Source organism: Legionella busanensis (genome assembly GCF_900461525.1).
Lineage (GTDB): Bacteria > Pseudomonadota > Gammaproteobacteria > Legionellales > Legionellaceae > Legionella_C > Legionella_C busanensis.
In genome coordinates, this window is sequence record NZ_UGOD01000001.1 from 1628773 (window position 1) to 1643691 (window position 14919).

A 14919-nucleotide genomic window follows, 5' to 3' on the forward strand; every position below is an offset into this window, starting at 1 on the left:
GATGTGAATGTTTTAATTAGGGTTGACTCATCTAGATTAATGGGGTCAGGTCATGTTTTACGTTGCCTTGTATTGGCTAGCTTATTAAAAAAAGAAGGCTGTAATATATCTTTCTTATGTCGTGATTTACCTGGGAATTGTTATAATTTTATCACTGAGCATGGATTTGAGTATCATTTACTTCCTTTCACAGCAAAACAAAAAAATTTGTATTTACAGCATTTACCATGTGATGACTATCAACTCTGGCTTGGTGTCAGTGAGGAACAAGATACTTTAGATACTCTTTCTTATCTCAAACATAATGCAACTGATTTTATGGTGGTCGATGTTTATGGTTTAAGTATTTTATGGGAAACAAAGATAAAATCTGAAGTCAGTAAATTAATGGTTATAGATGATTTAGCAAATCGTCAACATGATTGTGATATCTTACTCGATCATAATTTTTATATAAATTATGATAAACGATATAATCAATTAGTTCCGAAGGAGTGTCTAAAATTATTAGGACCTCGATACGCCTTAATTAATCCCCAAATTTATGAACTTAAAAAACAACAGTGTTTACCTTTTAAAATTCAAAGAATTATAATATTTTTAGGTGGCACTGATCTTAAAAACTATACGGACATAATTATTGATAGTTTTTTAAAATCTACTTTATCAGAATGCCAGGTTGATATTGTCTTAGGGAAAGCAAATCCCCATGCACGAAATTTAATACAGAAGTATAGCAATGTAGCTAATTTGAGCTTTCACATACAGCCTTCTTATTACTATAAATTATTACATAAAGCAGATTTATCAATTAACGCAGGAGGAGTCAGTGCTCTTGAACGTTTATATATAAATCTACCATCACTAATCGTTTGCATGGCTGAAAATCAAAAACAAATTTGTCTCGATTTACACCATTGTAACTTAGCTTATTATGTAGAAAATATTAATCAAATGACAGAAATATTAAATAATATCAACATGATTATGTCTATTTTAAAAGATAGTACTGACATGTTTCCAGAACTAAACTTATCTTTTATAAAGGAATTATTTAATGGAATCAACGTACGTTCGTTATGTTAGATCTATTAATCTACCAATTTATGAATTTAAAAATAAATTTATTCAGATACGCAGATTTACAATGGAAGATGCAGAAATAGTACTTAAATGGCGTAATCATACAACAGTTAGATCGCAGTTTATCGACACTACATTTATTCCATTAGATGAGCATAAAAAATGGTGCCAAAAAAAGCTAGAAGATAATCTTACTTTATTACTCATCGGTGAAGATTTAAATCAACAAGCAATTGGTACTATACGATATGATGTTGTAGAGAGAGAAGCAAATATTAGTATATATATCGATCCTGATTTAACAGGTAAAGGTTATGGAGAAGCTATTTTATTACAGTCAATAAAATATGTTCAGCCATTAAATATATTTGACAATATGATTGCTCAAGTAAAATCTACAAATATTGCTTCTAGACGGTTATTTGAAAAGTGTAATTTTTTACTAACACAGGAAACAGTAAAAATATGAAGAAAATTTTATTTACTGGTGGTGGTGGAGCTGGGACAGAAGCATTATGGCGATTTTTATCTCAAAAATATGATCTTTTTTTTGCGGATGCTTCTTTAGACTCAATTGATAATAGGATTTCTAACGAGCGTAAATTATCTTTACCTATGGCGCATGATAAAAATTTCATTAGTGAAGTACAAAAATTAATAACAAACAATAAAATAAATATTTTAGTGCCTGGAGTGGATGAGGAGCTTATTCCGCTTGCTAAAAATAGAGGCATGATTACGTCTAAAATATTTGCACCGTCTATGGAATTTATTCAATTAATGTTGGATAAGCTTGAATGTTTTATTGTTATGAATAAACACGGCCTACCGGTTCCAAAAACAGTTCCTTTGGCAGATGTATCTGAACTTAAGTTTCCATTAATTGTTAAGCCTAGAACTGGAAGAGGCTCTCGAGGAGTATGTTTAGTCCAATCAATTAGTGAGATTGAAGCTTACAAGGTTCTTTATAAAACGGATCTAAAACATTTAATTGCACAAGAATTTATTAGTGGTGATGAATATACGGTAATGGTCGCGGGTGATGATAATGGTAACTTGAAAGCAATTGTTCCTGTTAAAGTCAAGCAAAAAAAAGGTATAACTATTCAAGCCCATATTGAATTAAATCAGTTAATTTTAAACTATGTACATCAATTTCATAAGATATTTAGACCAAGCTGTATATACAATATTCAGTGTATATTAACACCAGATAATATCGTTTTACCTTTTGAAATAAATCCGCGAATATCAACTACCTTTTGTCTAAGTATAGCTTCTGGTTTTGATCCCTTTAGCAGTGAACAAGAAAAGAAAACTTTGTTTTTACCTGAAGCTAAATTATTTTTAAAGAGAAATTGGACTAATTGTATTTTTAGTGAATAAAAGGATATCAAACATGGAATTTGCAATAGCTCATAAAAAAGTAGGGATAAATCATCCTACTTTTATAATTGCGGAAATAGGTTCTAATCATAATCAAGATTTTAAGCTTGCTTTACAGCATATTGATGCAGCGGCAGAAGCTGGCGTAGATGCAGTTAAGTTTCAGACTTTTAAAGCAAATACCCATGTATCAAAATACGCAGTAATGCCTAATTACTTGCAGGGCTATTCGAGTATTTATGATCTTATTAAAACGTTAGAGCTTAATCGTGATTGGCAAAGACCGCTTATGGAGTATGCCACAGAAAAGGGGATGATTTTTTTCTCTTCAGCCTGTGATTACGACGCTGTAGATAGTTTAAACGAGATAAATGTACCTGCTCATAAAGTTGCTTCGTTTGACTTACCTGATCTTGATCTAATTCGGTATATTGCAAAAAGTGGCAAGCCAATTATCTTGTCAACAGGTTTAGCAAATTGGATGGATATTCAAAGAGCAGTAGAGGTTTGTCTTGAGGAAGACAATAGTCAAATCGCCTTGCTACAATGTACATCGCTTTATCCAGCACCTGCCCACCTTTCTAATCTCAAAGCTATGATAAGCATGCGAAATATTTTTAATGTGGTGACAGGATATTCGGATCATACTCTTGGAGATACAATACCGACTGCAGCTGTTGCAATGGGTGCAGCAATTATTGAAAAGCACTTTACTTTGGATCGCACCTTACCAGGCCCTGATCACGGTTTTGCTATAGAGCCAGCTGAATTAAAAGAAATGGTAACCAAAATTAGAACAATTGAATTGGCTATTGGTAACGGAATCAAAAATGGACCTCGTGAAGAGGAAAAAGATATGTATAGTAAAGTTCGAAGATCATTACATGCTAAACAAGATATTAAACAAGGACAGATTATTACTGAAGCAGATATTGTATGTAAAAGGCCTGGGTTTGGGATTCAGCCATATCAAAAAGGAGAAGTAATAGGAAAGATAGCAAAAGTTAATATTAAAGCTGATCAATGGATAGAATGGGCAATGATATAATGCAAACAGTGTTAATTACGGGAGCCCATGGATATTTAGGACACCATTTGGTTACAAAATTTAAGCAAAATAATGTTCAAGTTATTGAAGTTTTACGAACTCCGGATGGCAATAAACTTGGATGCGATTTAACGGATAAATCATCTGTTTTACGCACTTTTAGTAAACTAAAACCTGATATTATCATACATTGTGCTGCTTTTGTTCCAAAGTCTTTGAGTGAATATAATAATACTCGTCTCTCACTACTTAACTCAGAGATGCTTAAAAATATTTTAAATGCTTCTAACTGTCCAATTATATATATTTCGTCTATGACAGTGTATGGACCCTCTACTAATATATTAAGAAAAGAAAGTGATGCAGGAAAACCTCAATCAGAGTATGGTAAAAGTAAATATCTAGGAGAATGTATACTAAAGGAAAGCAAAAGAGATTCAATTGCCATACGAATACCTGGATTATTTGGGGGCAATCGTACTGATGGACTAATCGCTAATTTACTAAAATCTTTAATGCAAGGTAAACCACCTAATTTGCCGCAGAGTCCGTTACTTTGGGCTGGCATCGATATAGAGGATGCAGCGGACGGGATTTTTCAATTATCTAAAATTAATTTTTGTGGGTATAATGCTATTAATTTAGGTTATAACGATATTTATTCTATTAATAAACTCCTCAGTATTTTATCAGAATTCTTTTCTATAAAATTAGATTATAATATACAGCACCCTTCCTTTGCTTTTGACTTATCTTATTTGTACTCACTTTCTATTTATCCACACTCTAATTTACGAACATCTCTACTTAAATTGAAAACTAATTATGGATTTATATAAACTAAACTTTTTTGAAAAAAAATTAATGTTAATTGGTGATATGATTGAATCATGGCGTAATGATCAAACTGCTAAAAATATTATAGAACCTACAGAATTTAAAACCCAAGCTGATTTAAAAGCTCACGAATTATTATCTGAGCTTATTCAAACAATTTTTCCAAACACTATAATTATTTCAGAAGAAGATTATACTCACGATTTTAGACCAACTAATTATTGGTTAATTGATCCTATTGATGGAACTGCAAGTTGGTATAATGGTTTTGATGGTTTTGTAATACAGGCGGCATTTATTGAAAATAATATACCACTTTACGGTGCCGTTTACGCTCCAGTTTTAAAAAAATTATGGACAGCAAGGAGAAATCAGGGAGCTTGGCTTAATAACTGTAAATTACCGAAGCTTATTGCAAATGAAAGGATAAATTTAATTGATAATTATCCTGAGCCTAAAAATATTGCTGGCAAAATTTTTAATAAAATTCCTATAACTCAATATATTGAGTGCGGATCACTGGGATTGAAGTCTTGTTTAGTTGCTGATGGTACGGCTGATTTATTTGTTAAAGATGTAGTCATTAGAGATTGGGATTTGGCGCCAGCGGCTGTAATAATTAATGAAGTAGGTGGAGTATTGACTGATTTAACAGGAGAAATTATTTCTTTTACTGGATCATTCCAAAAAAATAAGGGTTTAATTGTTGCCCGAGATAAGTACTTACTCAAATCTATTGTAAAATTGACAGAGAATCAAACTGTTAAATAAAGTGCTTGCATTGTTTATACTGCCTCGATAATATGCATTTGATTTAATATTCAGGGATTGATTTTTAATTATGAATAATAGGGTTTTAGTTATTGCTGCACATCCTGATGACGAATTGTTAGGTTGTGGTGGTACAGTTGCAAAACATGTCTTACAAAGTGATATAGTTTCAACTCATATTATTGCCGAAGGTTTCACTAGTCGTAACTCTTCTAACTCTTCTAATTCTTCACTAGCATTGTTACATCAAGAGGCTATTCAAGCTAATCATATTATTGGTGTAACTGATGTCCATATTCATCAATTTCCTGATAACAAATTAGACACTATATCTAGACTAGAGCTTATTAAAGTTATTGAAGCGATTATCGATAATACTCAACCTGATATAATTTATACTCATCATATCGGTGATGTAAATATTGATCACCGCCGTATTCATGAGGCTGTTATTACAGCAACGAGGCCTATGCCACATAGTTTAAAGCCCACCCTATTATTTTTTGAAACACAATCAAGTACCGAATGGCAGCCAATAGGGTCTGCACCGCCATTTATCCCTAACTGGTTTGTTGATATTAGCGAAACGCTTGAGCTAAAAATGAGGGCTTTAAGTACTTATGAAAGTGAAATGAGACCTTGGCCGCATGCTCGTTCTTTGCAAGGTGTAGAATATTTAGCGCGCTGGCGTGGTTGTAGTGCTGGTATAAATGCTGCAGAGGCATTTTTATTAGGAAGAAAAATTTTATCTATTTAGATATAAATTATTTAAAAGGGAGCCTCTATAATAATGAATCAAAATAAACCATTTTTTATTGCTCTAGCGACAGATTCTTTAAGTATGCCAAGGCCATGGAATCAAAAAAATATTAATTTAAATCCCGAGTTAGCTACAACTATGTTTGATACTTATCCATATAAGTTAAAAAAACTAATTATGAAGCGATTTCCAAGTTTGGATTTAGAGTTAAATAATTATGCTACTAGAGCAGGCGGGATTGGTACTATTAATACAAGGATTAGAGATATTGTTTCATGGTTAGCAGCAGATATTGGTATTTTACACTTTGGAATAACTGACTGTTGGCTTAGAGGCGATAATCAAATTCCAAATGTTTCCTTAGAAGATTTTAGTATTCTTTTTGAAAAAATAATGGAACTTAAGGTGCAATTAAATTCATCAATGCCGTTATTTATCATAGGTATAACTCCTACTAATCAGCATATGCTTTCAAAAGCGCCTAGACAAAATGAAGTAATTAAAGAATATTGCAAGATAATGAAGTCGTATATAGTTGAAAATTGTTTTTATATAGATATGCAAGAGCAATTTGAAAAGCATGGGGAAACAATTTTGCATCCAGATGGACATCATTTAAGTAATACTGGACATAATGTATTAGCAAACCTTCTAAGTAAGCAAATAGAAGACTATATAAAAATTTATTTAGCTAACTTGCATGAGACTTTTGTAAATTGACTTTAATTTAGCAAGGAACAAAGGTCATTTTATTAAGATAAAATACGGAATATTGTTAATAGAATTCTTAAAAAAAATTAATTTATAAATAGGGATGTAATATGTTTAATAATAAAAATATTCTTATCACGGGTGGTACTGGCTCTTTTGGAAAAAATTGTGTTCATTTTATTCTTAATAGATTTAAACCCAATAAGGTGATTGTTTTTTCTAGGGATGAGTTAAAACAATCTCAAATGATGAAAGATTATAATGATGATTGTATGCGTTATTTTATTGGCGATGTGCGTGATGAAAGCAGATTAAATTTTGCTATGAAAAATGTCGACATCGTTATTCATGCTGCTGCTCTAAAGCAAGTTCCTGCAGCTGAGTATAATCCAATGGAATGTATTAAAACAAATATTCATGGTGCTGAAAATGTTATTAATGCAGCTATTAGAAATGGAGTTGAAAAAGTTATTGCTTTATCCACAGATAAAGCAGCAAATCCGATTAACTTATATGGTTCTACTAAGTTAGCATCAGATAAGTTATTTATCGCTGCTAATAATATTTCTGGAAAAGATGGCACCATTTTTTCAGTTGTACGTTACGGTAATGTTGTTGGATCACGAGGCTCTGTTGTGCCATTTTTTGAGCAATTAATTAAAGAAAATGCATCATTCTTACCTATCACAGATGAACGAATGACGCGTTTCTGGATTAGTTTGCCACAAGGTGTCGAATTTGTTTTTAAAAGTTTTCAACGTATGTATGGCGGAGAAATTTTTGTACCTAAGTTACCCTCTGTACGAATCATAGAATTAGCAGAAATAATGGCACCTCAATTAGAGAAGCGAATTGTTGGAATACGTCCTGGTGAAAAGTTACATGAAATTATGTGTCCTGCCGATGATTCACGGTTAACAATAGAATTTGAAGATCATTTTGTAATTAGACCTACAATTAAATTCCATCACTCTCAGATTGATTATCAAGTAAATTGCTTAGGTGAAACAGGAACACCTGTAGTTGATAGTTTTGAATATAATTCTGGTACGAATACAGAGTTTTTAAAGGGTGATGCAATTAGAGTGTTCAATGAAAATGCGCTTATGGCTGAAGGTATAAGGCTTATTCCTATTAAAACAAAGTTGCTAAACAATAATAGTCAAATTAGTGAATTAGAAATGGCCTAATTTTAAATTAGCGACCTACAGATATGTAAAGCTAAAAGTAACTTGATTTTTGGAAGTTCAATCTGTTTCTTTGGAGTTCACGAACTTTTAATGCAAAAATTTAAAAGATAATACTTCTTTGAAGAGCTATTAAATATTAAATTGCACTTTAAACATCAAATGAACTTGAGATAATATAATCTTGAATAAGCGAGTTAAATTATGTTTTATAAAGGGAATAGAACGCGCAATTTGGTTAAGAAAATTAGATTATTTATAGGCCGTGCAAATAAAAATTCAAAGAAAAGTTCAGTTAAATACGCTTATCCATTTGAGTTAATTGATTCCTATTTTGTATTTTGTAAAAGAAATGCCTATTCTAGATTGTCCTTAGTAGGTAGGAATTGGAAAGAAAAGGATAAATTAAAACCGATTGCTTTAATGATTGGGTTTAACTATTGGAAATTCGGTTTTATAAGTGCCTATCTTCCTGAATATTGTACAGCTTTTTCCCCGATTAAAAAATTAGGATTTAATGTAATAAAGTACTTTTTATTCGAGAAAAAGAAACCTCACGTTATTATTGTTTGGAGTTTCAAAGAAAAACTATCTGTGAGATTATTTTCAAAATTTTTTAAAATACCTATTTATAGAATGGAAGATGGCTTTATTCGATCAGCAGAAATGGGCGCTTTACACACAACACCATATTCCATTATTTTAGATAAAAAAGGGCTTTATTTTAATGGCGCAAAAACCTCTAACATAGAAGAAATATTAAACAGCTATAACTTTAAAGAAAATAACGCTTTAATTGAGAAGGCTAGTGATGTATTGCAACTAATCACAAAATCAAAGATTTCAAAATATAATCCTGCGCATTTAACTAAGAAAAAAGAAAATAGTCTTGTACAAGTAAATAAGCAGGTTGTTATTTTGGGCCAAGTAGAAAACGACGCTGCTATTCGTTTTGGAAATCCTCAAAAATGGGTGCCTAGTCGGCTAGTTTTATTAGCTTATTTAGAAAATCCAGGGGCAACTATTTTATATCGCCCACATCCGCAGACTTATGCAATTTATAAAAAGAAGAAATCAGAGCTAAGAGCTATAAAAGAAGTCGCTGAAATTATCGATCCTTCTGAGCCATTACCTGAATTATTACAAACTATAGATCATGTTTATACTATTAGTTCACTATCTGGCTTAGAGGCCTTAATAAGAGGTATTAAAGTTACTACAGTTGGAACACCATTTTATGCAGGTTGGGGATTAACTGATGATCGGTGTACAATACCTAGACGAAAAGCAAAATTATCTATTTTAGAATTAGTAGCAGGTGTTTATTTACTATATCCTCGATATTTAGCTGATTTACAAGATAGTTTCCTTGGAATACAAGCTGCTTGTATAAAGATAAAAGCAGATCATAAATATGATTTATTTGAGAAGAGTAAATTATTAAAATTAGATAAAGAAGAAAATTTAAGGGAAAAATTAAGTTCAGATTATTGGCCACAATTATTTTTCGAAAATTATACAGATAGTGGTATTCGAGATTTTATAAATAATAATTTAAGTTGTATTGATTTTACACGTGACATTAGCAAAGCACCGGGAAGGTTATATCAAATTGTTTATACTTTTAGTTTAGCTGGTGCTATGGATGATATTAGTTGCGATTTCTTTTTAAAAAAAGTACGTGAATATATTGATAAGGATATTTTTAATGATTTGCTTTTAAAGCTTGCTGACGAAAGACCTGCCAAATATATTATTCAGCATCTTTATTGGATGATAAATGAATATGCTGATGTTAATAATATAGACAGAACTGCAGTATTAGAAAAGCTAGATTATTTAAATAAAATATTCGATCGTGGTGATAAATTAGATTACCGCGCTCAAGAAAATAATATACAATCAGATGATAAATTTAATAAAAAAATCGATAAAGATTCGCTTAATAATTATATGCAGCTTTTGGATGTGTTATTCAAGAATAGAGCGTATGAACAATTTATCGAGGTTGCAAAAAAAATATTTATATCAGGCAATACTTCAAGTATCTTATTCATAAAATGTGCTGAATTAGCTTCATTAAAATTTGATTCCCGTTCTGCACGACAAATAGCAGCATTTCAACAAAAAATTTGGTTTAAACTACATAACCGTGCAGGGCTGCATATTGAGATTGAAAATACTTCTTCAAATCTTATAAGTAAGTATGATAAAAAACTCATTAGCAAAATTGTTTTGCAATTAAAAACTAATCCTGATCGAATCAATAAAAGCTGGGCTATTTTTAAATCCTATCTAGATACTAGTTATTATAAATTATTCCAAGCAATACTTAACTTAGATAATGATCAAACTATTCAGAAGGCTTTAGCTTATTTAGAGATAAATGATACTAAGCGCGCCTTAGAAATTGTGGAAAATTTAGTTTGTCATAAAGAGTTATCAGATAAATTATATATTACAGCTTCTAAATTGTACTCAGTAACAGGTGAAGTTAATCGTGCACTTCAATTAATGAGACAAGTTATTAAAAAAAGAAAAAATCATGATATTTATACTGAAATGCTTCGTTTACTAAAAGCTTTAGGTTATTTTGGTGAAGCCTTAGAAAGAATCGAAGAGTCAAAGCAGTATAAAATTGATTTAACTGAGGAAGGACATATTATGCCAATTTATTTTGGCTTAAAACGGATTGAAGAAGGCTTTAAATGCTTTTGTGATACAAAATTAAAGTCCTTACTTATTAACTATTATGGCTTTCAAAAATATAGGCGTGATGATAACTATAATGTCTCCAACCTTTTATTGATTTTTAGCTCAGGGCCAGCTGAAGAAATTAGATTTTCTTCAATCTATGATGAAGTATGTAATGCTTTTGGCGCTAATAATTTTAAAATTACTTGTGATTATCGTTTATACGAACTCTTTAAACGTTCATTTCCAATGATTAATTTTGTGCCGGTTAAACGTAGCCGATTTATAACTCCTCAATATCCAAGGAAAATTTATAATCTTTTACCAGGCTCTGATTTAATTAATGCACTTGATAATAATGGCCACCAAGCAGTTGAAGATGCTAATCAAATTCAGTTATTAACTGAGCTTCTCTGGCAGTTTAGGAAAAAATTTAATGATTTTCCTGGAAAGCCTTATTTAAAAGCTAATGCGTCAAGAATAAATGAGTTTAAATCACATTTACCACGTAACGTGGTATTAATAGGATTAAGCTGGCGAAGTTTTTTATCCAATGCAATGAGAAATATTCATTATTTAACTTTGAAACAATTAGAACCCATTTTTAAAATACCAGGTGTTGTTTATATTAATTTACAAAATAGTGATGAAGATAAAGAAGATGTGCAATGGGTTAACTCTTTATATCCTAATAAATTAATAACTATTGATCAATTAGATCAATTTAATGATTTTGATGGTGTTGCATGTTTGATGAAAAATTTAGATTTCATTGTATCTGCTAATACAGTAGTTAGCGATTTAGCAGGCGCACTAGGATGTTTTGGTTTAATTTTTTCATGCCACGGCGAGTTAAAATGGCGTTCTATAAACGAAGAAGGCTGTGATGTTTGGTTTAATTCAATGCAGCATGTTCAAGCAGAATATGGATGTCAAGATGAATTAGTACAAAAAATAGCTAAAAAAATAGAAGCAGTCATGTTTAATAAAACTCAAGCTAAGATTTCATCTAATCAGCAAGCAATAGCTATTAATTAATAATCAGAGGATTTTTGTTTATGACAAAGGGAAGATTAGTGATTCCATATGCAACACAGTCCATCCAGCAACAAGACATTGAGCATGTTGTCGAGGTACTTAAATCCGATTTTCTTACTCAAGGACCTGTAGTTCCTAAATTTGAACAGTACATCGCAAAATATTGTGAAGCTAAGTTTGCTGTAGCTACAAATAGTGCAACCTCAGCACTTCATATTGCTTGCTTGGCATTAGGTCTTAAAGAAAGAGACTATTTATGGACAAGCCCAAACACCTTTGTTGCTTCTGCAAACTGCGGTTTATACTGTGGCGCCCAGCTTGATTTCGTTGACATTGATCCTTTAACTTATAATTTAAGCGTTGAAAAACTTGAAGAGAAACTCATCTTAGCAAAGAAAACAAATAAATTACCTAAGATTTTAGTTGCTGTTCATTTTGCAGGTCAATCTTGTGAAATGAATAAGATATATAAGTTATCTAAAGAATATAACTTCAAAATAATTGAAGATGCTTCGCATGCAATAGGTAGCAGATATTTAGATAACCCAGTTGGTAATTCAAGTTTTTCAGATATTACTATATTTAGTTTTCACCCGGTTAAAATAATTACTACAGCAGAAGGCGGTATGGCTGTTACTAATCAACAATCATTATACGAAAAAATGCAATTACTACGTAGTCATGGGGTTACTCGTGATCCTAAGCTAATGACTGTTAATAATGACGAAGGCTGGTATTATGAGCAAGTAGATCTTGGTTTTAATTATCGTATGACTGAATTACAGGCAGCATTAGGTATTAGCCAGCTTGAGCGATTAGATTTTTTTATTAATAAACGACAAATATTGAAAGAAAAGTACGATACCCTTTTACAAAATCTTCCAGTAATTATACCTTACCAAGACAACAAATCTTACTCAGCTTTGCATTTATACCCTATTCAATTAGAAATTGAACGGTTGAAAAAAAGCCGAAAGCAAATTTTTTGTGAATTACGAAATGCAGGTATTGGTGTTAATGTTCATTACATACCTGTCTATTTACAACCTTATTACCGAAGCTTAGGTTTTAAACAAGGCTATTGTCCAGTAGCTGAAAAGTATTATCATCGAGCAATGAGTCTGCCTATGTATCCTGATCTTTTAGAGGAGCAATTGAATTATGTATGTTCTAAGCTTGAGGAGTGCTGTCAATGAGTCTCACTGAAAATAGTTACCCAGAAATTATAATAGAATGTGCAAATTCACATGATGGTAATAGTAAGAAGCTTATAAGCTTAGTGAATACTATAGCAAATTTTGACTATCCAAATAAATCAATAAAATTACAAGTGTTTTCCCCTGATACCCTTGCTTTACAAGATTATCCTTACTATAAAATTTATCAAGAGATATCATTTAAACCTTTATTTTGGAATCAAATAATTGAAGAGTCAAAAGAGAAAATTGGTAAGGTATGGTTAGATATCTTTGATTTATTTGGCATTGAGATCCTTAAAAATAATATTGATTTTATTGACGGAATAAAATTACAAGCATCTGTATTACAAAATTACGAGGTAAAAGCTGGCCTTAAGAAAATAAACTTATGTAATCTTAGGCTATTAATAAATATTTCAGGCTATGATCTTAATGATATAAGTAATTTTGTAAGCGAGTTTAAATTATTAAACTTTAAAGAAATTATCCTACAGCTTGGCTTTCAGTCATATCCAACAGAAATTAGCTCTACGGCTCTTCAAAAAATAAAAGTTATTCAATCTTGCTTTAATAATAGAATATGTATTGCTGAACATTCCGATGCAAATGAATCTTATTCAATTGATTTACCAATTTATGCGCTTGCTTATGGTTGCAAGCTGATTGAAAAACATATTTGTTTAGATAGAAAAAATACAATATACGATTACTTTTCATCACTTGAGCCACATGAGTTTATTTTGCTTTTTAAGAAAATAAATAATTGGTTACATGCTTCAACAGGTCCTTTTATTAATGAAGCAGAAAAAACGTATTTAGCAAATAGTATACAAATTCCTATTACTAAGAGAAATATTGAATCTAAAAAGTTTATCAATAATAAAGATTTCTTATTTAGAAGGACATCTCAATTGGGTTTATCATTAAATGAGATAAAAAAAATACAAGAAAAAAAAATGATAATTAAAACAGTAGTACCTATAGGTAAAACTATTACCGAAGATATGTTTAAAAAAGCAAAGATTGGGGTTGTCGTTGGCTGCAGATTAAAAAGTTCTAGATTAAAAAGAAAAGCATTATTACCAATTGGCGGACAACCCTCAATCGAAATGTGTCTAGAAAATTGTTTAAAGATACCGTGCCAAAATATTGTTGTTCTAGCAACTTCTAATTTGAGTGAAGATGAAGAATTAAAAAAATTTACCTTAAATGATAAGGTTCAATTTTTTCAAGGCGATCCTAATGATGTACTTTCTCGTTATGTGGCTGCTGCTGAAAAATATGATCTAGATGTCATTATAAGAGTAACGGGCGATTGTCCTTTTATTTCTCCAGAAATTGCTGAAATTTTATTAAATAGTCATTTTGAAGCTGGTGCTGATTTTACTATGACACTTGATGCTGCAATAGGTACTAGCTGCGAAATTATTAATGTACAGGCGTTACAAACTGTTTTATTTCATCTAGGTAGTGCTCCCTATTCAGAATATATGACTTGGTATTTTAAAAATAACCCTGAAATATTTAAATTAAATTATGTTAACTTGCCAGATAAGCTGGTACGTGAATATCGTTTAACGTTAGATTATGTGCAGGATTTAGAAATGTTTGAAGCATTATGTAGGGTAATTAAAGAAAAAAAACTACCAAGAACAATTGAGAGCATTTTTAAAATATTAGACGAAAACCCAGATCTTGTTAGCTTAAATGCATCAATTCAGCCAAAATATAAAGCTGATGAAGCTCTAATTAGAGAATTGGATTTAAATACTAAAATTTCTGTTACTAGTTAAGAAAAAACAGCTTAATGGTATTAAGTAGATAAGCTCCTTAAATATCATATTTGGGTAACTATCCATTTATTTTATATTAAGTGATTGGTTATATGTTTTTAGCTATATTTTTGTTTGATTTATCAAGTTGTATTTCAAAAAGTATAGCAAGACATTATTAAATAATAAGGTTACATTAGGTATAAAAATTATCGCAAGCGAAACGTAAGTCCGTTATATGCTAGTAAGTTTGACAGCTATTTGTGATAAGAAATCATATCCATATATTGTACTTATTGCATCTAAATACTATTTATATAAAAATTAAATGTAGTACATCATATGAAGTACTAATACAGTTTTATTTCAAACAAAGATATAGGTTGTTCTAGAGATAATTAATCAGAGAAAATCTAAAGAGAAAGCAAAAAGA

The 14919-nt window shown here is 30.9% G+C and carries 12 protein-coding genes; all 12 read left to right on the plus strand.

Going from position 1 to position 14919, the window contains the following annotated elements; genetic code table 11:
* Positions 1-3: 3 nt before the first annotated feature.
* The 12 genes from pseG to DYH30_RS07375 all read left to right on the plus strand — a co-directional run bounded on the left by pseG (position 4) and on the right by DYH30_RS07375 (position 14507).
* Entirely contained in the window at positions 4-1086 is a 1083-nt protein-coding gene (gene pseG / locus DYH30_RS07320) for a UDP-2,4-diacetamido-2,4,6-trideoxy-beta-L-altropyranose hydrolase (protein ID WP_115331025.1), read from the plus strand.
* Positions 1058-1552 carry a GNAT family N-acetyltransferase gene (locus tag DYH30_RS07325; RefSeq protein ID WP_115331026.1) on the plus strand — a complete coding sequence of 165 codons (495 nt, stop codon included), beginning with the start codon at positions 1058-1060 and terminating at the stop codon, positions 1550-1552. The genes pseG and DYH30_RS07325 overlap by 29 nt, the downstream gene beginning before the upstream one ends.
* Entirely contained in the window at positions 1549-2469 is a 921-nt protein-coding gene (locus DYH30_RS07330; RefSeq protein ID WP_115331027.1) for an ATP-grasp domain-containing protein, read from the plus strand. Before DYH30_RS07325 ends, DYH30_RS07330 begins: the two co-directional genes overlap by 4 nt.
* A gap of 13 nt (positions 2470-2482) precedes the next feature.
* Positions 2483-3517 (plus strand): N-acetylneuraminate synthase family protein, encoded by a 1035-nt coding sequence (locus DYH30_RS07335; RefSeq protein ID WP_115331028.1) that lies wholly within the window; start codon positions 2483-2485, stop codon positions 3515-3517.
* On the plus strand, positions 3502-4356 hold the full coding sequence (locus DYH30_RS07340; protein WP_160116173.1) for an NAD-dependent epimerase/dehydratase family protein: 855 nt from the start codon (positions 3502-3504) through the stop codon (positions 4354-4356). Before DYH30_RS07335 ends, DYH30_RS07340 begins: the two co-directional genes overlap by 16 nt.
* The gene (locus DYH30_RS07345) at positions 4343-5125 is read left to right on the plus strand and encodes a 3'(2'),5'-bisphosphate nucleotidase CysQ family protein (protein ID WP_115331030.1); all 783 of its coding nucleotides are present in this window, start codon (positions 4343-4345) and stop codon (positions 5123-5125) included. The genes DYH30_RS07340 and DYH30_RS07345 overlap by 14 nt, the downstream gene beginning before the upstream one ends.
* A 70-nt stretch (positions 5126-5195) precedes the next feature.
* On the plus strand, positions 5196-5882 hold the full coding sequence (locus DYH30_RS07350; protein ID WP_115331031.1) for a PIG-L deacetylase family protein: 687 nt from the start codon (positions 5196-5198) through the stop codon (positions 5880-5882).
* A gap of 33 nt (positions 5883-5915) precedes the next feature.
* Positions 5916-6605 carry an SGNH/GDSL hydrolase family protein gene (locus DYH30_RS07355; protein ID WP_115331032.1) on the plus strand — a complete coding sequence of 230 codons (690 nt, stop codon included), beginning with the start codon at positions 5916-5918 and terminating at the stop codon, positions 6603-6605.
* A 101-nt stretch (positions 6606-6706) separates the two neighbouring features.
* Positions 6707-7786, plus strand: coding sequence for a UDP-N-acetylglucosamine 4,6-dehydratase (inverting) (gene pseB, locus DYH30_RS07360; RefSeq protein WP_115331033.1), 1080 nt, complete (start codon positions 6707-6709; stop codon positions 7784-7786).
* Positions 7787-7987: 201 nt separating this feature from the next.
* Positions 7988-11515 (plus strand): capsular polysaccharide export protein, LipB/KpsS family, encoded by a 3528-nt coding sequence (locus tag DYH30_RS07365; RefSeq protein ID WP_115331034.1) that lies wholly within the window; start codon positions 7988-7990, stop codon positions 11513-11515.
* A gap of 20 nt (positions 11516-11535) precedes the next feature.
* A complete protein-coding gene (gene pseC / locus DYH30_RS07370; RefSeq protein ID WP_115331035.1) occupies positions 11536-12711 on the plus strand; it encodes a UDP-4-amino-4,6-dideoxy-N-acetyl-beta-L-altrosamine transaminase in 1176 nt (391 codons plus the stop codon).
* On the plus strand, positions 12708-14507 hold the full coding sequence (locus tag DYH30_RS07375; RefSeq protein ID WP_115331036.1) for a cytidylyltransferase domain-containing protein: 1800 nt from the start codon (positions 12708-12710) through the stop codon (positions 14505-14507). Before pseC ends, DYH30_RS07375 begins: the two co-directional genes overlap by 4 nt.
* Positions 14508-14919: the final 412 nt, after the last annotated feature.